Origin of the sequence: Mesobacillus maritimus, from assembly GCF_019749255.1 — a bacterium.
Lineage (GTDB): Bacteria > Bacillota > Bacilli > Bacillales > Cytobacillaceae > Mesobacillus_B > Mesobacillus_B maritimus_A.
Genome location: NZ_JACWFH010000027.1, coordinates 34,725 through 56,312, shown reverse-complemented (window position 1 = coordinate 56,312; position 21,588 = coordinate 34,725). Strand labels below are relative to the sequence as shown.

Annotated in this window: 13 protein-coding genes; 10 read left to right on the top strand and 3 right to left on the bottom strand. The window is 35.4% G+C overall.

Annotation, left to right across the window (positions count from 1 at the left end; all coding sequences use genetic code 11):
* Positions 1-177: 177 nt before the first annotated feature.
* From H0185_RS18625 to H0185_RS18610, 4 genes are all read left to right on the top strand, one after another.
* Positions 178-2,739: a type I restriction-modification system subunit M gene (locus tag H0185_RS18625; RefSeq protein ID WP_221874996.1), complete on the top strand. Its 2,562-nt coding sequence runs from the start codon at positions 178-180 to the stop codon at positions 2,737-2,739.
* On the top strand, positions 2,739-3,983 hold the full coding sequence (locus H0185_RS18620) for a restriction endonuclease subunit S (protein WP_221874995.1): 1,245 nt from the start codon (positions 2,739-2,741) through the stop codon (positions 3,981-3,983). The genes H0185_RS18625 and H0185_RS18620 overlap by 1 nt, the downstream gene beginning before the upstream one ends.
* A 15-nt stretch (positions 3,984-3,998) precedes the next feature.
* On the top strand, positions 3,999-7,088 hold the full coding sequence (locus H0185_RS18615) for a type I restriction endonuclease subunit R (protein ID WP_221874994.1): 3,090 nt from the start codon (positions 3,999-4,001) through the stop codon (positions 7,086-7,088).
* An 885-nt stretch (positions 7,089-7,973) separates the two neighbouring features.
* Entirely contained in the window at positions 7,974-9,395 is a 1,422-nt protein-coding gene (locus H0185_RS18610) for an esterase/lipase family protein (RefSeq protein ID WP_221874993.1), read from the top strand.
* 407 nt (positions 9,396-9,802) lie between these two features.
* Here H0185_RS18610 and H0185_RS18605 read toward each other — a convergent pair whose 3' ends face one another.
* Positions 9,803-10,990 carry a hypothetical protein gene (locus tag H0185_RS18605; protein ID WP_221874992.1) on the bottom strand — a complete coding sequence of 396 codons (1,188 nt, stop codon included), beginning with the start codon at positions 10,988-10,990 and terminating at the stop codon, positions 9,803-9,805.
* Positions 10,991-11,869: 879 nt separating this feature from the next.
* Here H0185_RS18605 and H0185_RS18600 point away from each other — a divergent pair.
* Positions 11,870-12,775: a DUF6731 family protein gene (locus H0185_RS18600; protein ID WP_221874991.1), complete on the top strand. Its 906-nt coding sequence runs from the start codon at positions 11,870-11,872 to the stop codon at positions 12,773-12,775.
* Position 12,776: 1 nt separating this feature from the next.
* Complete coding sequence (locus H0185_RS18595; protein WP_221874990.1) at positions 12,777-13,280, top strand: hypothetical protein; 504 nt, start codon at positions 12,777-12,779, stop codon at positions 13,278-13,280.
* A gap of 98 nt (positions 13,281-13,378) precedes the next feature.
* Here H0185_RS18595 and H0185_RS18590 read toward each other — a convergent pair whose 3' ends face one another.
* A complete protein-coding gene (locus H0185_RS18590; RefSeq protein WP_221874989.1) occupies positions 13,379-15,598 on the bottom strand; it encodes a restriction endonuclease subunit S domain-containing protein in 2,220 nt (739 codons plus the stop codon).
* A 521-nt stretch (positions 15,599-16,119) separates the two neighbouring features.
* On the opposite strand from H0185_RS18590, the gene H0185_RS18585 reads away from it, so the two are divergent.
* From H0185_RS18585 to H0185_RS18570, 4 genes are all read left to right on the top strand, one after another.
* Entirely contained in the window at positions 16,120-17,118 is a 999-nt protein-coding gene (locus tag H0185_RS18585) for a DnaD domain protein (RefSeq protein ID WP_246629283.1), read from the top strand.
* Positions 17,115-18,380 (top strand): replicative DNA helicase, encoded by a 1,266-nt coding sequence (locus H0185_RS18580; protein WP_246629282.1) that lies wholly within the window; start codon positions 17,115-17,117, stop codon positions 18,378-18,380. The genes H0185_RS18585 and H0185_RS18580 overlap by 4 nt, the downstream gene beginning before the upstream one ends.
* A 51-nt stretch (positions 18,381-18,431) precedes the next feature.
* Positions 18,432-18,857, top strand: a complete 426-nt coding sequence (locus H0185_RS18575) for a hypothetical protein (RefSeq protein WP_221874988.1) — start codon at positions 18,432-18,434, stop codon at positions 18,855-18,857.
* A 580-nt stretch (positions 18,858-19,437) separates the two neighbouring features.
* On the top strand, positions 19,438-19,827 hold the full coding sequence (locus H0185_RS18570) for a cupredoxin domain-containing protein (protein WP_221874987.1): 390 nt from the start codon (positions 19,438-19,440) through the stop codon (positions 19,825-19,827).
* Between the two features lie 138 nt (positions 19,828-19,965).
* Here H0185_RS18570 and H0185_RS18565 read toward each other — a convergent pair whose 3' ends face one another.
* Complete coding sequence (locus H0185_RS18565; protein ID WP_221874986.1) at positions 19,966-21,561, bottom strand: acetolactate synthase large subunit; 1,596 nt, start codon at positions 21,559-21,561, stop codon at positions 19,966-19,968.
* Positions 21,562-21,588 lie beyond the last annotated feature (27 nt).

The following is a 21,588-nucleotide window of genomic DNA, read 5'->3' as shown; positions in this document are numbered from 1 at the left end:
CGATAAATCGTTTGTATTTTCGAAGCAGATTTCTGGGAACAAGGTATTTCCCATTTCTTGAAGTAAAGACTAAAATGAGGAGAAGAGACTTTATTTTCATGGCAGATTCTCATTAATGATATATTAGACACTTAAACACTTAAATAAGGATGTATGTACAAACAGGGAGGAAAAGAAATGATTACATCAGATGATATTAAAAGAAGATTATGGGATGGTGCTAATGATCTTAGGGGATCAATGGATGCCAGCCGTTATAAAGATTATATGTTAGGTTTAATGTTCTATAAATTCCTTAGTGATAAAACACTTGAAACATTTGTCAAAACAAGTGGTGCTAAAGGGAATGAGGAAGAAATTGTCCAAGCTTATGAAGAGTCTTATGCAAGTTATGGGGACAATCTCATCAATATGATTCAAAAAGTCCTTGGATATTATGTTTTACCTAAACACTTATACCAGACATGGTTGAAAGATATTCGTGAAGGCACATTTGAATTAGAGAAGGTAACAGAGAGCTTACAAAGTTTTGAACGTACGGTAGCTACAACTGGAGGTATCGATGACTTTAAAGGCCTTTTTTCTAGTTCTACGATTGATCTAACAGACACTGCGTTAGGAAGTAACTTGAACGCTCGAAGTAAAAATATCCGTAAATTAATTGAATTATTTGCTGACTTAAATATGGTTGCACTCCAAAAAGGCGATGTGTTAGGAGATGCTTACGAGTATTTAATTGGCCAGTTTGCGATGGAATCGGGTAAAAAAGCTGGAGAGTTCTATACACCACGTCAAGTCAGTGAAGTCATGGCACAAATTGTTGCTAAAACTACGAAGGTAAAATCGATTTATGACCCTACTGTTGGATCGGGATCATTACTTTTAACGGTTAGTCGACATTTAAAAGAAGATAACCGAAAAGATCTCCATTACTATGGACAAGAAAAGAATACAGCTACCTATAACTTAACACGAATGAATCTATTATTACATGGTGTTCGACCGGAAAAAATGACTGTGAAAAATGGCGATACATTAGGACAAGATTGGCCTGAAGATCCCGAACGTCCCAATGAGGGTGTTCAGTTTGATGCGGTCGTGATGAACCCACCATACTCAGTTAAAAATTGGAATCAAGAAGACTTAAAAGTAACCGACCCACGATTTGAAGTTGCAGGAGTTTTACCACCAGATTCTAAAGGTGATTATGCATTTTTATTACACGGTTTATTCCATTTAGGTCAAGAAGGTACGATGGCAATTGTACTTCCACATGGTGTGTTATTCCGTGGTGGTGCTGAAGGGGAAATCCGTAAACGATTATTAGATAAAAACTATATTGATACAGTCATTGGGTTGCCAGATAAATTATTTACAAATACAGGAATCCCTGTAACGGTAATAATTCTGAAAAAGAACCGAGAGCTAGATGAGCCTGTACTCATGATTGATGCATCCAAATCGTTTGTAAAAGAAGGAAAGCAACACGTATTACAAGAGAAAGATATCGCTAAAATTGTCGATACATATATCGAACGCACGAGTGAATCGGGGTATTGTTATAAAGCAGCTAGAAAAGACATCATAGAAAATGAATATAATTTAAATATCCCACGTTATATTGAAGCGGTAGAAGAAGATATTGCCCATGATGTAGATGCACATTTATATGGTGGCATCCCATTAAGCCAAATTGATACACTAACAGTGTTACATGAGATGACGAAAGATGTTTTATATAATGCGCTTACTGAGATACGTCCAGGCTATGTGGAATTAACACAATCAGTTAAAGATTTAACAGAAGAAGTGTTAACACATGAAAACGTACAAAATAAAATCAAAGCATTAAAAGAAGTAACAGAGTCTTATATGGATACATATTGGGAAAAGTTAAAAACAGTAGCTGATGTGAATGATATTGAACCATTAAAAGAAGAAATGTTATCGGAAATTAAAAAGCTATTAAAACAATTTAATCACGTTAATACGTATGATGGTTATCAAATTATTGCGGAGTTATGGGGAAATATACTATCCCAAGATATAGAGAAAATTGCTATTAGTGACTTTTATACAGTAGGAAAAACACGTGAAGCGAATATGGTTACAAAAGGTTCTGGTAAAACGAAGCGAACCGAACAAGATGGTTGGGTTGGAGCAATTGTACCGAATGAACTTATATTAGAGGAGCTCTATACAGAAGAACTACGTGATGTGGAAACACAAAAAGAAGCTTTAGCAGCTATTAATGATGAAATTAATGAACTCGTTGAAGTAGCAAAAATAGAAGAAAGTGAAGAAGCTGAAGCATTGGGAGATGCATTAAATTCTAGAGAAGATGACTTTACTTTATCAGCGGTAAAAGCAGAATTAAAGAAAGTTGCAAAAGATACGGATGAATATGTTTTATTAGACAAGGTTAGAAAACTATTGGATGAAAGATCATCTTTAAACAAAGCAATTAGAGATAATGAAAAAGCATTAACTGAACAAGTTGAAGAAAGAATTGAAAACTTAACGAATGAAGAAATCGATCAACTTATGTATAAAAAATGGTTTGGTCAATTAACACGAATCATCACAAAACTTGTAGAAGTACCTCTTAAAGATGAACTGGATACATTGAAAGAGTTAAAGGAAAGATATGCTGGTACGTTAGAAACCATTGAAGAAGAGAGTAGATCACTAGAAGCGCAATTTGAAGCAATGCTTGAAGAATTGGTGGTGACACAATAGTGGAAGGAAAAAGATTAGTACCAAAAAGAAGGTTTAAGGGATTTGAAAACATAAATTCTTTGCAAACTGAGCATTTAGGGGAGTTAACGGATATTAGGACAGGTCCTTTTGGAAGTAGTTTACATGCTAAGGATTATGTAGAAGATGGTATTCCAATTATAACTACAGAACACTTTAAAGAAGGATATCTCCCTAGTGAAAAAGAAGGTATTCCACAAGTTTCATACCAAGATTATTTAAGGTTAAATGCGTATGAATTACAAAGTGGAGACATTGTTTTTTCTAGGGTGGGTTCAGTAGATATTAATGCGCTAACAACAAATGTACAAGAAGGTTGGTTGTTCTCAGGACGAGTGTTACGTGTAAGGCCTCAAGAACAATTATCTAGTGTATATCTTCATTATTTATTAGAAACGAAAAGGGTAAAGCAAGATGTAGTTTCTCGAGCTGTAGGTCAAACAATGCCTTCAATCAATACTGATATTTTAAATAAAACCATGATAATAAAAACTAACAGTAGTCAGGAACAACAAAAAATAGGTGAGTTTTTTAAAGTTTTAGATAAAAGAATTGCAAATCAAGAGCGGAAAATCACTAAAGTAAAAGCATTAAAGTCTGCTTATTTAACTGAAATGTTCCCGCAAGAAGGAGAAAATGTTCCAAAAAGAAAATTTAAGGATTGTTCTACACAGTGGAAAGTATGCAAATTAGGTTCTTTATATTCGTCGATTGAAAGTGGGAATCGCTTGCCAAAGACTATGTTACAAGAAGGAGAAGTTCCGTATGTTATTGCAAAAACAACAAACAATGGCATTTTAATGCATATAGATCAACATAGTTTAGACTACCACGGTAATAAGATGAAGCTATTTCCAGCAGGAAGTATAACCTTTTCAATAGACAATCCAGAAGCAATATTTTTACAAAAAAGTTCTTTTTTTACTTCAAATATCATGCGAGTGTTATACAATGAAAAATATAATGTTTATCATTCTACATTTATATTAGAGTCTATTAAGAAGTTAACTAATAATTATAATTGGTCTTTCAAATTTAGTGGTCCTGTAGTAATGAATTCTAGTATTTTAGTACCAATGGATGACCAAGGAGAAATAAATTGGTGCGAAATCGAGAAAATAGGAAAATTATTAACGAACCTTGAAAAACAAATTACAATTGAAAAATGTATGCTAGAAAAGCTAAAGGAAATGAAAGAGGCTTATTTAGAAGAAATGTTTGTATAGAGAGGGGGCTATTAGATGAGTAATGGACGCAAGAATGCAGCTGAGAAAGCTTTTCAAGATAAGTTCGTTGCTAAACTACAACAATACAAATGGAAAGCACCAGATTTTCTTAATGGAAATAAACAAAAAGTTACTGTACAAGATTTAATCAATCATTGGCGTGGGGAACTGAACCGAATGAATGCGGATGTCTTGGAAAGTGTTCCTTTAACAGAAAATGAATTTGCCCAAGTGATGGCAAAAGTATCGCAAATTGATAACAGTTATGAAGCGGCAAAGTTATTAGCAATGGAACAATCAACTGGGAAAATTGATGGCATTTATCGAGATTCTCATCCAGACATTACACGCGAACAAATTACATTGACCATCTTTAAAAAAGCGCAAGTACGTGGTGGAGATTCAAGTTATAATATCGCAAGAGAAGTAGAAACACCGAACGGAAATCGTTTTGATATTGTTTTACTCATTAATGGTCTACCACTCATTAATATTGAACAAAAGCGTACAGACAAATCGTTAGAAGAAGCATTTAATCAGTTTAAACGGTATTATGCTGATGGTGAATATGTTAATAATTTCATGGCATTTTCACAAATGATGGTGATGACATCTGAAGTAGCTACACGTTACTTTGCAACACCAAAGTCAATTCAAGCGTTTAATCCAAGTTTTGTTTTTCATTGGGCAGACAAATATAATCGACCGATTAATCATTGGGAAGATGTCATTGGTCACTTCCTAATGATTCCGATGGCACACCAAATGGTTGGGGATTATTTAGTCATTGATGAAGCAAAAGAAGTGGAAAATCGTAAACATATGTTATTACGCTCTTATCAAGTACATGCCCTGCAAGCTGTCGAAGGTGCTGCACTTGGGTGGGATAATGATGATAAAATACCTCATGGGGGATTTGTTTGGCATACTACAGGTTCTGGTAAGACAATCACGAGTTTTAAAACGGCTTTATTTTTATCGACTAGAGCAGGATTTGATAACGTTGTTTTCTTAGTGGATCGGAAGGAACTTGACAGTCGTACGAGTGATAATTTCAAAGCATATGCACAATATGAATCAGTAACCGTTGATGATACAGCACACACATTTAAATTACGTAAACTATTATCATCTGCTAGTACAGGTATCGTTGTGACGACAACGTTTAAATTAAATAATCTTGTGAAAGATTTAGTTGAAGCGAAGGATGAAAGTTTAGCAAAAAAGAAAATCGTCTTTATTATTGATGAAGCTCACCGAACGACAATGGGTGACATGATGGTAACCATTAAAAATTACTTCCAGAAAAATGGTTTGTTTTATGGTTTTACTGGTACCCCCTTATTTGACGAGAATAAGATTAAAGGAATGATCAATGAGAAGAGTGAACTCATCGATACAACAGAAAAGCTGTTTGGACCACTATTGCATCAATATACGATAGATGAAGCAATTGCAGATAAAAACGTATTAGGATTTCATGTTGACTACATAAATACCGGAGAGTTTGAAAGTTACGATACATTACGCGAGCAAATTGTGGAATATAAACTAGCGGAACAACCAGACACACCAAAAAGAAAACTGGAACGACAAGTATATGAACTTTCTGAGTTAGAAGTTGAAAAAGATGCAAAAAAACGTAAAATATTGTTTTATCATGATGAGACACATATTCCGAGAGTAGTTGAGGAAATATTAAACAACTGGGAAGGTCAGTCACAACATAAGGTTTTCAATGCCATTTTAACAGTCGCATTTAAACATCGAGTAATAGCTTATTATGAAGAGTTTAAAAAGCAATTAGCTGAACGAGATGACATTGCCATTAACGTAGCAATGACATTTAGTTTTGGAACAGATGCGGATAAAGAACCTACCGACCCAGAATTAATTAAAACCATGTTCAAAGATTATTCAGCTTTCACTGGAATTGAATATGCTTACGGTGATAAACGACGGGGAGAAGATGCATATTATGAAGACGTTGTTGAACGTGCAACACGCGGTGGAAGTGGTCGGAATCCGAAAAACATTGACCTTGTTATTGTTGCAGATCAGTTACTAACAGGTTATGATTCTAAATTTATTAACACGTTATATGTAGATCGATCACTTGCACTACAAGGATTAATTCAAGCCTATTCACGCACAAACCGAATTTATGGGAAAGAAAAAGAATTTGGTACGATTGTCAACTTCCAGTACCCAAGAATAACGGAAGAAACAGTTAATGATGCATTAATTTTATATGGAAGTGGCGGAAAGAGTAGTAAAGCAATTGTAGAGCCCTATCCTGTAGCAGTAGATGAATTTGTAAAATACTCACAAGAAGTGATACAGATATTACAAGATCCAACGGCATGGCAAGCCTTGGAAAAAGATAAAGAGGCAAAGGAAACCTTTGTAAAAGCATTTAAAAAGGCAAACGGTCAATTAAATACGATTCAGCAATATTATGAATTTGCCTGGGTAGATGAAGCATTTGGTATAACAGAACATGAATGGATGCGTTATGTCGGTGCCTATCGTAACGTAACTAGAGATGATAATCGGGACGATGATCCAGAAGATTTACCAATATTACCTTTAGGTGAAGCGAAATTAGCTGGTACACAAAAAATTGATGCGTACTATATTATTCAATTAATCGGGGATAAAGCCACTTCGACAAATGGAAAACAAACAGTGGATGCAGAAACATTACGTATTATTTATCAACATATTGAAGAATTAAGTAATATGGGTGATTTTGATCAAGCAGAGCTACTTAAGCAGTTTGTTGAAGAGGAATTAGAACCTGGGAATGTAGCGAGTGATGTGAACTTTGATGAAGCATATGAAGAATGGAAGCGTAACAAATTAATAAATGAAATTTATAAAGTTTCCCGAGAGTGGGGACTTAATGAAATAATTTTTGAAAAATCGGTAGAAGCTTATTCAACAGCGAATCCAAAGGATATTCCTTATATCGATGAATTAACAAGTAATGTTGATTATGGTTCGATTGAAAACCCGAAAACTAGTAACCTTTTGGAACATAATATGGAGCTCATGAAAGTACTACCGGAGATTGTCCCGAAAATTAAAAGGAAGTATAAATAGATAGAGCGTTCTTGTTTACAATTTATAAAAGGGACGCAGGAACAGGGTAATTTGCCGATAAGTTTGTATTTAACATTGTAGGACAAGTTTCCTGTCTCTATGTCCCCCTTGTTGATTTTACCACTGAAGGCACAAAGGAAGAAACACGTTTTATTATCGTAACAAATTCTTTAAAAGATCTTTTACGGAACATTCATTACGACGATTATATCGGTATTGAACAATATGTGCATGTATATGTTATAGAAAACAATGTAGTAAGTGAAGAAATTTCATTAGAAAGCACATTAAGACTGCTATAATCTATTAACCAGATCACCCAAAGTTACTCGATCACTCTGGGTGATTTTTGTACCTAGTTTTAGTGTGGCAGGTAATACTCGAAAAACCTTGTTGTACAAAAATGTTTCACGAAAAAATATACTTGCATAAAATCACTTACAAACTTCCAGGAGTCACCATGCACCGTATCGAAAATATTAACAAATCACAAATTGAAAAGACATATTGATGCAATTGCCTGACCCCATTTTGCAGTAATACATTACTTCATTAGGAATAAGCCACTGAAATCTTTTAGAGGAAATTTGCATTTTTTGTCGAATAATAAAAAATGGAGTTATTACTATTGAATTAACACAATAGTTCTGTATGCAAGAGGCGGTTATGAAGGAAAATACTATAACTTAGACGAAATATTAGTTAAGCAAATCAAAAGTAGTAGTCGAAACATTGATGATGCAAAAATTTATGGCCAATTTGGTTCGTTGAAGAAAATGAAAATGACTAGACAAATATAATAATGCTAACTATTTATGGAAATTCGAGTGTCATTAAATACCAGTGAGATATAATACTATTCTATTGATAATTTAGGAGGTAGTTATGAGATTTGCCTTTTATAGAGAGGGTAAAGCTAAAAGGAAAACAAATAATAATGATTTTCATGTTAAGTTAGATAATCTTGAATTTAAAGACAATCATTTCTACAAGTCTTATGATAATAATGTCTCTCAAACTGTTAATACATTCTTTAACATTTCTAGAGAGATATTAGAAACAGAGGAACTTCCTTTTTACCTTTTAACGGAGAATGAATTACAAAATAGAACTAGCGGATTAGATTTTAATAAAAGAATGCGAGAACTAACTAGGGATAAAGAGACAATTTATATCAATGTTCCAAAAGATGTTGACTTTATCTTTACTTTTTATGAATCTGATTTTCTCGAAAATGAGATAGAACTTGAAAAAATTATTAATCGGTCAAAATATCCACCTTTTAGTTATTCAAAACTAGTACCCCTTGAGGTGGAGAATAACGTTACTACGTTAAAATTAATGAATAGCACTAAAAAAAAGTCAGTCAGTGATAGATATTTCTTATTTATTGCGAATTTTTCAAAGACAATAAAAAGTATATTCAATAAATATAATCCTAGACTTTATGAAATATTTGATGAAAATAATGAATACTCAATACCAATTGATCAAAGACAGAAATTCAATGATGAAAATGTTGCATTAATTGTTCATGGATTTATGTCAAGGACAGAAGATAACTTTATAGAACTAAAAAAAGCTTTAAGACAGAGTAAAAAATACAATAAGATATACGGATATAGTTATTCTCCAAATAAAGTCAGTATCGAAGAAAATGGAGAACAATTAACCGAAGTTCTAACTATTACTAATTTATTGTATTCAAATATTAAATTAGATATTTTTGCGCATAGCGAAGGCGGATTGGTTGTAAGAAGTATGATTGTAAACCAATTATCTAAAATTGCAAATCATACTCTAAGAAATTTCATTACTGCAGGTACACCGCATAACGGGACACCATTTGCGAAATTTGGCCATCGTATATTAACGTTTCCTAGAATGGCCATTATAGTAGCTGGGCTCATGATGAATCCCAATCCATCGACGATTTATATACTAAGAGATTTATTATCATATTACGTAAGATTTAATGAAGATCTTGGTCTCAGGGATATGATACCTAATTCAGTATTCCTAAATTCATTAAATGAAATGCCATTTAATATAAAGGGCGCTGTTTTATTAGCAGGTTATCATACAGGTGAATCAGACAAATGGTTTAAAACAATAGTATCTAATATATTTGACAAGATAATTTTTAAAAATTGCTTACATGATTTAGTAGTCCCTTTTGAGAGTTCAAGACATATGTTTTTAAAAGGGAACATAACTCTATTAAAAGATAATAAAGGTTGGCACTCAGACTACTTTAGTAAGGCTGAGAATGCTATGTCTTTAGTAAAAGAAGCAATTTCACTCTAGTGGGAACATTAATTTATTGGGATTTGAGAAATAGTTTTGCAATAATTAGTACGGTGATTTTATACAAAATACAAACAGACCTATTTAAATGTTTTCCCACATTTCAAATATTTTACACAAATTTCACACACAACTAACACAAAGTGCTATTAAATTAGTAACTATAACACATTTTCAAACCCCGACCACCGGTATCCCTCAAAACTTTGCTTTTGGAGTTTAAATAGGGCAAACCCCCGTCCCATAGAATTATACCGATATTCCGCATATTGCGTAATTTTCACTCTTGCGGTTTTTGTATATTGAACCATGTTGCCATCTGAATTGAAGGTTTTATAGGTAAGTGATAAAGGCGCAGGCACCATCCAAAATTTGAATGGTACCGGGCGCCTTTTTTTTACATATTATCACTTTTTCCTATCTTTTGTAGGTGGCATCTCAAAACCAAGAGACCCAATGTTTAATATCCTGTTAAAGAAAATTTCACTAATTACTGTTTGGGGGAGGTTATAGTTGCAGCTGAATCCTTTTATCTCCCAACCTTCAGCTTTGGCTCTTTCTCCATATCGTTGGATGTGTGTAACCACCATATTACCAGCATGTTTACGTGTAATTTTATTTTCTTGATAATATTTGGCTGTATTAGCAATTGAGCGGTATATGATCGAATACAGTTGAGAAACTGAATAATCTTCCAAAAGTGAGGTTATTATAGCCATAGTTTTTTTTCCAGGATTTAATTCAAAACCAATCTTTTCAATACTATAATTTAGGTATTCTAGGACTTCACTCATTGCGATTTCTTTCCATATTCCAAAGCAAATGTCTTTTTTCTCGTTATATAGAGTTGGATCGGGCATCATAAGTCGTTTGAACATAGCGGCAGTATCCCCGTCTTCGGGAGCCAAGTTTAAATAGTATGAAACATAAAAAATCCGAAAACTAGTAGGAAATTGATCTCCATCCTCAAATGCATCAATACTAGAATGAATATCAGGGATGATGATATTGGTCTTGGTTAACGCTAATAAGAGTGCACCACTTAAATCTGGTTCTGGGGTTAACTTTTTCAAATATCCGATAGGTGGATGAATTACCTTCCCTTCTTCATCCAAACCAAGCCTGAGCAGGGCAGCTAGTGATATTCGCTGAAACAATGTTAAGTTTTGTTCTTCTACCTTTTGAAATAGGTTGGGATCATAGGCCTTTTTTATAGCTAGCCTTTTTTCTTCCGTCTGAATACTTTCCTTTTCGGCTTGGTGTAGTTTTTGGTCGACATATTCTTTTTGGCAATTTTGACACCGGCAATACGATTGACCAACTACATGATTACAAACTGGGCAGAAAGGTTGTAAGCTAGAGTATCCAGTACGAGAAGGACGATTTTTTAACAATGGTTTCTTACAATATTCACTTTCTTCCTCTAAAACCAAAGGAGGGAAAAAGGAAACAAGCTGACTTGAATGTGCCTTTATCTTGAATTTTTTCATTAGGATCGTAACTGTGTAATCTCCATCATAATATTCTGCCATCAATTCTTCTAGCTGTGTTTCGGATAAATGTTTAATAGCCGGATGAAGTTTAATTGTAAGCACCTTCCTTACTAAGTCGTAAAAAAATGGGGATATTCACTGTCAATAACCTAAATTTTACTTGATTTACTGGGTTCATATAACCCCACCTGGTTATGTTGTTGTGACTATTTTAGTACTAATTGTTTTTATCATTATGTATGAGATTCATAAATTGAATTTATTTTCCATTTTTTAAAATTAGTGGAGATCCTAAAGACTAAATTTAATCTTATACAATTGACCGCACTGTGAATTTTCACACGTGCGGTTATTAGAAACATGGGGACGGTTCGTCTGTCCCACATAAATACATATTTTTAAACTCTATCGCGCCAACAAAATATAAAATAAAGAAATGCACCCAATGCCATGACATTTAGATTATTAGCCACAGTGAATTCTTTATACTAAGAGTAAAAGTATTAAAAAAATGCGTAAAGCCACGCTCCTTCTCCCCCTCCGATGCACATCATATTCTTATTTTAATCAGTTCTAAAATTACCTCACGTACAGCATACAACCGGTGGACAGTGAAACACTCCGAATTCCTTACATTAATGAACTGATTAGAAGTATTGATTTTAACAAGGCAACCCATCAATCGGATGGCAATTTGTAAAGGCATTATATGAAGGCAACTGCCAAACTTCTAGAGTGGATTGCTGAAATTAAGCAAAAATATGGTTAACTTATTAGCGTTTTTGAGGTGACCTGACATAGAAAAAAAGTAAAAAGGTATATGTTTGATTGTTTTAAGAGTCGAGGAGAGTATTCCTTGGCTCTTTTTACTTTCACTTGAGAAGAGCTTTAAAAGAAGGGGTGGGTGTCGTATTTTGACGAATGGTAAGGGTTGTAATAAATCCCCCATTAATCTAATAATTAAATGGGGGGTATTGGAATATGTCAAGATTAAAAAGAATAGGCTTTAATTTTTTTCAAAGTGTAACTCAAAATGAAGCTGGAAGGACAATAAGGTTAAACTTAGCACCAATATTTGACCATATTAGAACTCAGTATCAGGATGCAAGGGATACAGGTTTAGTAGAGTATAAGAGGGTTTATACTTATAACGGAGAACCAGCAAGGCTTTCGCAGATAAGCATTGATTATAATACTCAGTATTTTCATCTAACCTTCGAGAGATTGAACTATTCGTTGCCTAATAGGACTACTCTTCACGGAGATTCAGAGATGTTGAATTTAGATAATGATGAATATATCGGTCATGAAGCGACAGTTCTTTATGACCCTCAACATCATATATTAATGATACAGAGAAACAGGGATTCTTTAGGTCCTAGTGCAATTGGTGCATTTATTGAATCACTCATTATGGAAGCAGGCGTTGCTGACAACTTTTCCATTGCAATGATAACTGATACCACTGCAAGAAGAAGAGCTTTTCAGCAGTCAGCATATAGAAAAATAACGACAAAGGTCGTTGGTACAAAAGCCAACGGACTAATTGAACGATTATTTGAAAGAAATCCAGGTGTAGCGTCAATTGAAATAACATTCAATTCTCGCCCTGTAAGAGATGGTGAAATTGATCAAGATTTTACACTACAGTTACTCGAAGACTTTGTTGACGATCCTGAAGTTGAAAGGTTAAGAATTAGAGCTAGGGAATACGAGGAATCTCCCGTGGAACCAATCGATCTAATAAATCATAAATTGGAGGCTTCTAAAACTGTTGACCTAAGAGATGATCGTCAGCTAAATACTATAAGAGTATTCGAATATATGGTTGAACTTTATGACAGGGAAGATGGAGGATTTAAAAATCTTATATTAAGGATGATTTAAAGTGCGCTTTAGTTATTGGTTTATTATAATAACTTTCGTTCTCTCTATTACCATAAGTGTCACGGGATATTTTTATTTACCTATTTTTAAATTCACAGGATTTGACAAGGCATTAGAGGGTATATTGTTGCTCTCAAGTATTTGTTTAGGTTTTTATGGAGCTTGTTTAAGTGTGTTAGCTTCAATATTTAACACAAAAATAGTAAGGGAAGTAATGAACGATAACAACTATAGATCAGAGTTTATAATGGTATCCGCATCTTCCTTATTAACCGGTTTTATTTTAGTTATTACTACGATTGTTTATCAGGTTCTCCTGGAAAATGGGAAGGTAGCATTTATCATAATGAACTTGATTAATTCACTTTGGCTATTTCTTCTTTTTGTATTTCTAGCTTTTAGTTTACTGTTTATTCTAACATCCTTTATTATCTTTTTCCAAAATAAAGATGAAAAAGATAAGAACCTAGTTAACCCTGGTGAGATTACAAACCCAGACTTCTAAAGACGTCCAAAAGGATGTCTTTTTTATATGTAACAGGCATGGGAACTATGAAAAGGGAGATATAGCCATCCCTTTTCAAAGTAACTTGGTGCCTAATTTTATTCACTAATTCTGAAACCGTTAATAATACTACTAATATTATCATCTTCAATTGTTACTTCAGACTCTCTATCAAAGTAATAAGAAATCATTTTCACTCGGTCGTTCTCAATTTTATTGTAAAAATAACAAGCATTCTCTTCTGTTCTTGGACTTGGCATTAATTTTATAAACGGAAGAAGTTGTAATGGTTCATAATTCCCTTCCTCAAATAAATATAAATGATTAATATCCATTCCACTTACTGTTGTTATAAGTTCTTCCTTAAAGGTTGACCTGCTACCGACTAACAATGACCCTCTATTATGATGTAATCCAGATTCGAAATAGCCCATTCCTGGTTTAATTAGTTTATATCCTTCAAAGGCATCCCCCAAAAGTTCTCTTAATTTAATCAATTCAGCTTCCAGTGATTTTAATCTTAGTCTAGAGTCTTTTACACCTTCAACACCACCATGTCCTCTCCAATCATTTCTATAACCATTTGTTGTTTTTAAAATTTGATATACCTTTTTACTTGTTATTACTTCGATTAAATCTCTTTTCTTATTCCTAAACATCCTTAAACATCGTTCTTTATTCTCCCCAGACATTATAGTTCGGGTCAATTTTGCTAGTTGTTCTCCAATTACTACCCAGGTTCCAAATGTACTTCTGGTTATTTTTTCCGGATCTATACTAACCCCATTTACTAGTTCTTTATCATTTTGAAAAGCACTTAACATTAAGACAGCCTGGAATTGAGCGAAAGCTTCAAAAAAGTAAAGAAGGTATTCCTTTTTCTCCTTTGTTTCTTTAGTTGCGTAATATTTCCAAAGAATAGACGCCAGTGGGAAGGGCAACTGCTCAAACCATTCCTCAAGACTATCATTACGATTTATTTGTCTTAACCTATTTTTTAGTAATCTGTATGTTTCAGGTTTAGTCCAAAGTTGTGATTCAATGCTAGTTAATTCTGATTTTAAATTAGAAATGTTAGATTGAAGACTAATAATTTCAATTTGTGTCTCATAACTTGGTATATAAATGTCTACGGACATTAAACTAGTTTTGTTTATACGTTTTATAGTTGTTCCGGTCATGATACTTTCTCTAATCAATTTTCCTAGTTCAGTATTAAACCAATTTGCAAGATAATCTGCAGAAACTAGATCAGAATTCAATACTATTTGTAGGTAATTTTGTTCTTTCAACATTAAATCTACTTTTCTTGAAAAGACATTAGAAAGTCCAATTAGTGGGATATATATTGAGTTTAGCTTTTCTTCAAATTCTCCGTTTTTTTTGGTGTTGACCTCTAATGCAAAAGATTTAAAAGGTGCAGCAGATAAATTTGTCTTATTTGTTAAACGGTGAACTTCTAATTCTTTTTCTATCTTTACGTAAGAAACAAATTCTTTATTGCTTTTTAAAAAACCTAAAGATAAGATTTTACCAGCAGTCCTTTTTCTCCAATTCTTTATTATTGTTTTAATATTATCCTTATTAGATAATTCTGCTACAAATATGGTTTCCTCTTTCTTTTTACTTACTGCTATTAAAAATGTTTCAATTGAGGTATTTTCAAATGTACCAGGTGGCATGTAAAACGCAGCATCTATGTATAATCCGAACTTTTCTAGTAAGGCTCTAACGGAGTTCTTAGTTGTGGAGAAGAAAAAACTCGATGGCACTACAAAAAATCCTATTCCTTGCTCAGTTAGCAAGGACGAGGATTCTAACAATAATATGTTGGATTCAAAATCGTATACTTCGATATCCCCTACTTTTCTTTTAACTTTATTGAAATTGAATGGCAGACAACTAGCTATAATATCAATATCCTCTTCAAAATTCCTTATAACTTCTAAAGGGTTACCATTAAACCATTCCACTGTATATTGACTATTTAATTTTGCTGCAACTTTTATATCGTCAACAGTTGGAGAAATTCCGATTGATTTAATAGTATTTTTAGATAATGAGTTTATAATTTCACCGAAACGGCACCATGGGTCTAATAAATGGAGGTTATTACTTTCTCCAATGTATTCTTTTATAAATTCGGATATTATTCTTGGAGATAGTTCATATGTTATATCTAATTTTTTTCTCATACAGTATAAATCACCATATGTAAGAGGTAGCCCTTCTTCTAGTCCTTGTTTTAGTATTTCCTTTCCATTATGAATACCTTTTGATCTTAGCCTATCAGCAAAGCTATATAAAGTTGATTCCATTAGAATCACTCCTAAAAGTTTTTATACAAAAGAAAAAACATATACACCTATCTATTTCGTTAACTGTGTATGTTTTCCTCCTTTGTAATATCAAGAAAACACAAAATAAACTAACTTACGGTGGTTAAGAAATGTTAGTGTTTTTTTAAACTTCTTCGGTTTAGCCCGTTTCTGGCTTACATTTGGGACCAGTACCTGTGACACCACGGATTTGTCTATGTTTCATAGGAATATTTAAAGTCTAAACCAATAACAAAAAATACTATAACGTATAAATTTATCCAATCTATATTTTTCCGCACGATAACTTTGCTCGTGAGGTTTTTAGTTTTTTTAATATAGTCTGCTTCTTTGGAGTGCGGAACCTATATTTACAGGTACGGCATATTAAGGATAAGTTTATCGCCCCTTGTCACAAAACATTCACAACTTCATAAAAACTAGCCTGTCCGGTTTTCGCCATTAATCCCTATATCAACATTGAAAGCAAATTTTCATGGTGGAAAGGATAGTGGTTAACAATGGCAAAATACCGTATGGTGCAAACAGAGTTTTGGAGGAATCCAATTTTATCAGAAGCAATGACTCCTGAGGATAAATATTTTTATCTATATTTGCTTACGAATCCCTATACGACACAAATTGGTATCTATAAAATTACCAAAAGACAAATGGCGTTTGATTTGGGCTACTCGATTGAGAGTGTTCATTCGTTGATGGAGCGTTTTATTCAGCATCACAAGTTGATTCGCTACAATCCGGAAACTAGGGAACTCGGTATTAAAAACTGGGGGAAGGATAATCTCCATAAAGGTGGGAAACCGATTATCGATTGTATTCTTTCTGAATTAAGAGAGGTTGAGGATCTTTCGCTGATCCAGTTTGTTGCGGAGTCGATACATAAACAGGAAATTCACGATTTATATGAATCGTTTTATAAAAGAGAAGAAATGACTGACGAGAATCATCGAGTCGAAGAGGAAAATCATCCAACTAGAACGACTGGTGAAGTAGTGAATGACGATACGTTGCCGACTCGTCCTACGATACGTGGGCAAAAAGAAAAAGAAAATGAAAAAGAAAAAGAAAAACAACAACAAGTCTTTAATCCAAATATAGAGAAGAATCCAGGTAAGGTGAATCTCAATCAGGTTGATGAAAAGAGTGCTGACGTTCAAGAGATTATTGAGTTTTGGGATCAGAATGGATTTGGGTTTTCGAACATGAACGGCAAACAGCAGCTGTTATCTTGGTTGGATGATTCTCGCTTTTTACAGCCAAAAGCGGTGATTTTAAAAGCGATGGAGATTGCCTGTGCCAACAACAAGCGAAGGTTGAACTATGTGGTTGGGATTCTAAAAAACTGGGAAAATGAATCTGTGCTGACGGTGGAGGAAATTGAATTTTATCAGGAGAACCAAAAGCCTGTGCAACCATCAAGGCCATCTACGCAATCGGTTCCTAGCGGAAGAGCAATCCCAGGTGAGTTTGTCTTTGATCTAACAGCGGGGGAAGAATGATGAGCATCGCTGAAAAAACGTTTTTAGGAAGCTTGATGAAGGCGGAGTATTTACTTAAGGATACGGTGATTCAACCTGAATATCTGGAAAATGTACGGCATAAAGAATTAATGCGAAGAATGGTGGAGTTCGCGCAAAAGGGCAAGCATATTGACTTGATTCACTTAACCACCTTGCCAGACCTTGAGTCATTCGGGGGAATGTCGTATCTTTCTGAGTTGTTATCGTTTGCGGACGTCGAGAAGTTTGACGGAACGGAGAAGCTCCTGCTTGATTTGTGGAAGGAGCGGGAGAAGCGCAATATCTTGAATGTTGCGGCGATGAATGATTGGGAGATTGCTAAGGTTATTTCCGAATTGGATAAAATCAACCAAGGGAAAATGGAGGATCACGCGTCCATTCAGCAGACGTTGGCAGATGTCTATGAGGCCCCTTGGGAAGAGCAAGCTGCCTTGAAAAGTGCGACAACGGGCATTAAAAAGCTCGACGAAGTGACAGGTGGATTTCAGGACGGGGAAGTGACGATTCTTGCGGCAAGGCCTTCGATGGGGAAAACCGATGTGATGCTGCATTTTGCCAAAATGGCCGGTTGGGCAGGGTACCTCCCGCTCGTGTTTTCCTTGGAGATGCCTAAGAAACTGATTACCTCCCGTTTGATTGCTTCGACTGGAGGCTATAACCGGGCAAAAATGCGCGATCCGAATAAAATGCTGACTCCAGGTCAAAAGAATAAATGGGCGGATGTGCTTGGAAATCTCACGGAAACCCATATTCAAATCTTTGATGGGGCTGGCCAAAGTGTGGCTGAAATGAGGGCGAAAACGAGAAAACTGATGCATCAGTATCATGGGAAGAAACCGATTCTTTTTATCGATTACCTGACACTGATTCATTCGGGTCAATTTTACAATGGGAATGTGCATTTGCAGGTAACGGAAATCTCCAAAGCGCTGAAAACGATGGCGAAGGAGTTTGATTGCCCTGTCGTTTGTTTGGCGCAGCTGAATCGATCGGTCGAGACTAGAGCCAATAAACGCCCGATGATGTCTGATATTCGGGAATCGGGCAGCGTCGAACAAGATGCGGATGTGATTTTGTTTTTGTATCGAGATAAGTATTATGACAAAGAGTCTGAGAATCATTTCCTTGAAATCATTATCTCGAAAAATCGAAATGGTGCGGTTGGGGTGATAAAGGTGAAGTATAACGAGCATACAGGGAAGATTGAGGACCAAAAGGACCAGAGTTTTGCGCTTGCATAACCTGATCAGTACGAAGAGAACGACTGACAAAATTTCATTCGAGGTGTGCTTATGCTTGTGGGAGAACTTTATCTGGAATCCATTCGCTTAGAACAATGTTCGTTAGCCCATTATCTCTACCATCTATTAGCAGAGCGGAAAATTTTAATGAATGACCCTACCGATCAATTAGACTTAGAAAAAGCCGATCACCAGAAGGTAGCAGAACTGATTCAAACCAATCACCTTGGGATTCGGAAGCTGGGAGTCTACTCACTGAAACGAAATGCGAAGGAGTTTGTGTTTATCTATGCTTACGGTGAGGAAGAGGCCATTGAATTTTTCACCAAAACCTTTCGGGATGCCCCATTGAATTGTCATGAATATCCACTAGATTTCGAGCTTGCGAGAGGGAATGGGGTGATTTCGTTTCGGGAGATGAAGAAGGAGTTTGATGATTTTCCGGTTGTTGCGGGGTATTTTAAGAGGGGAGGATAAAAGATGGTTGGAGGGAGAACATCTTCTTTCTCCCATTCTGATTCATTAGTGCGGCATTTTCTTCTGGTGCATCTGTACCGCATGCGGCAAATAAAAGCAGAGTGCAGTCTGTTATCATTCATTTTATTAACATATTCGCTCTAAGCGAACATACAAAACATGAAGCTGTTTTAATCGATACCTTGACTGTTCAGCAGAGGTCTTTGAACTGGGGAAAATAACCAAGGAAAATAGGAATAGGCTCCTTATTCTACTACCCTTTCCTTCTAGCATTTCGATTGGACCCAGACCATCGGAATCGAATAGATTGAAAAAACGCTGTTATTCAGCGTTTTTTTGTTATCGCCAAGGTACTAATCATAATTGCTTTAGGTGGGTAACTCTATCTGATTCCCTGCTTACACGTTAATACATTACAGTTAACTTTCGCTGGTTACCTCCCTAGGTTCCGTTGTTAGGATGAGTATACTACTGAGAGTCTATCTAACAGAGATGGACATAAAAAGAAAAAATGACTCATTTAAATTGATCATTTATCATGAATAAGAAAAAAATAGTTAATAGAAAGGTGGGATTGCAAATGTCTATAAAAAAGTGGGTCACAGGATTGGCTGCTTTGTTTGCCATGCTTTTGATTGTGTCAACACAAGGCACCCTTAACGTTTTTGCTGAATCCAATACTGTCACTGAGCCTGTGGAGACGGCGAAACCGATTGAGGTCGAGCTGGGCGATGATTACTTTAATCCAAAAGCCATCACGATTCAGAATGGAACAACCACTACGTTGTTACTGAAAAACACAGGTAGGAAAGAGCACACCTTCACAGTGGAGAAGCTCGGAATTGACGTTGAGGTCGAGCCAGGGAAAGAAAAAACCATTACCGTAGCACCGAAACAGCCTGGTACATATGACTTAATATGCAGGTACCATGCCCAGCAAGGAATGGTAGGGAAGGTAGTCGTAGAATAACAAGCAGGGGCTATATGAGACAATTTGGAAGAATGTTTTCATAGTAACAACTGTATAGGAAATAACTAAGAGAAAAAGCTAGGTGCCAGGCACCTTCCAGATAATTGGATGGTGCCTGGCACCTTTTTGTTTTTGTGTTCAACTCTGTAAGAAAACCTCAATTAAGACGATATTTTCTAAGGTTGGTAAGGATTCCTGCAGGGCACTCTGAAATTCATCCAGGTTTCTTGCTTGCTTTCCCTCAATTCCGAATCCTTCTGCTAATTGGATAAAATCGGGATTCTCAAAGGTTACGCCGTAGCTTTCTCCAAATAACTGATCCATTTGTTGCACTTCAAGTTTTAACATTGAATCATTCAATACAATGATAATGAAAGATAGGCCTAGCCTTTTGGCCGTCTCGATTTCAGCAAAATTCATCAACGCCCCTCCATCACCAGTAATACATATGACCGGGTCATTTGGACAGGCAAGTTTAGCTCCTATAGAACCTGGAATGGCAATTCCCATTGAAGCCAAACCATTCGAGATGATTACCCGATTTGGGTTTTTGGGCTGATACGTTCGGGCAATTGAAACTTTATGTGCTCCGACGTCTGAAACTACAATGCTATTTTCTGGGGTATAGTCCTCTATACAGTGCAACATATTTTCAATGGTAAATGGCCGACTAGCTGATTTTTGTTCATTCTTCTTTATTTTATGGACATCAAGCAATCTTTCTTTTAGATTTCCGGAAGGTTCCCAGGACTTTATCGGTAACTCGGATTCATTAAGTAATTGGAGTGTCTCCTTTATGTTCCCAACTAGTTCATACCGGGCGGGATAAAATTCATTTGTTTCTGCTGGTAGTGCATCAATATGTAAAACGGGAATTTTCCTTTTATTCCAATCCTTTGGCAGTTTTTCAACGAAGTCAAATCCAATTGAAATGATTAAATCAGCCTGCTCAATTCCCTTTATTACTTCATCCTTCTCATTAAAACCAAATGTGAAAAAATTACATGGGTGTTCTTTTTCCAAAATCCCTTTTGCCATAAAGCTATGAGTTACAGGGGCTTGGAGGGTATCAATAAAGGTTTGAACCTCAGGTACCGCATGTTGTCTGATTACTCCATTTCCCAGGATAATAAATGGTTTTGTACAGTTCGTTAACAGTCTAATGGTAGACTTAACTGAATCCATATCAGGAATACTCTTAGGTAAAGGCATGACTGGCAAAGGCATGTTTGTTATCATTTCGGATAAAAAATTCTCTGGCAGTATGACGGCTACCGCACCCGGCTTTTCCATCATTGCCAGCCGGAACGATTTCCGAATATTCGTAGGGAGAGTCTGCGACTCCTTAATCTGTGTACATAATTTTGTGACTGGTTCAAATAATTTACTTAGATCTATATATTGATGAGATTCCTTATGATTTCGTCCTACATCGGCTTGTCCAATTAATGCCAGTACAGGTGAATGATCGAGTTGTGCACTAGCCATTCCAGTCAAAAGGTTTGTTGCACCGGGTCCAAGGGTGGATAAACAAACGCCCACTTTGTTGGATAGCCTTCCATAAACATCAGCCATAAAGGCGGCACCTTGTTCATGTCGTACATTTACAAATTGAATTTTTGTAGATTTTGATAACGAATCCGCGAGATCAAGCGTCTCTGTCCCGACAATCCCAAATATGAATTCTACACCTTCATTTTCCAAACATGTTACCATCAAGTCAGATACCTTCATGTTGCCTCCTTGTAAGACTTTTTTAGG

Coding starts and splice junctions, on each gene's coding strand:
- H0185_RS18625 (WP_221874996.1), top strand. CDS start 178: ATGATTACATCAGATGATATTAAAAGAAGATTATGGGATGGTGCTAAT.
- H0185_RS18615 (WP_221874994.1), top strand. CDS start 3,999: ATGAGTAATGGACGCAAGAATGCAGCTGAGAAAGCTTTTCAAGATAAG.
- H0185_RS18610 (WP_221874993.1), top strand. CDS start 7,974: ATGAGATTTGCCTTTTATAGAGAGGGTAAAGCTAAAAGGAAAACAAAT.
- H0185_RS18600 (WP_221874991.1), top strand. CDS start 11,870: ATGTCAAGATTAAAAAGAATAGGCTTTAATTTTTTTCAAAGTGTAACT.
- H0185_RS18590 (WP_221874989.1), bottom strand. CDS start 15,598: ATGGAATCAACTTTATATAGCTTTGCTGATAGGCTAAGATCAAAAGGT.
- H0185_RS18585 (WP_246629283.1), top strand. CDS start 16,120: ATGGCAAAATACCGTATGGTGCAAACAGAGTTTTGGAGGAATCCAATT.
- H0185_RS18580 (WP_246629282.1), top strand. CDS start 17,115: ATGATGAGCATCGCTGAAAAAACGTTTTTAGGAAGCTTGATGAAGGCG.
- H0185_RS18575 (WP_221874988.1), top strand. CDS start 18,432: ATGCTTGTGGGAGAACTTTATCTGGAATCCATTCGCTTAGAACAATGT.
- H0185_RS18570 (WP_221874987.1), top strand. CDS start 19,438: ATGTCTATAAAAAAGTGGGTCACAGGATTGGCTGCTTTGTTTGCCATG.
- H0185_RS18565 (WP_221874986.1), bottom strand. CDS start 21,561: ATGAAGGTATCTGACTTGATGGTAACATGTTTGGAAAATGAAGGTGTA.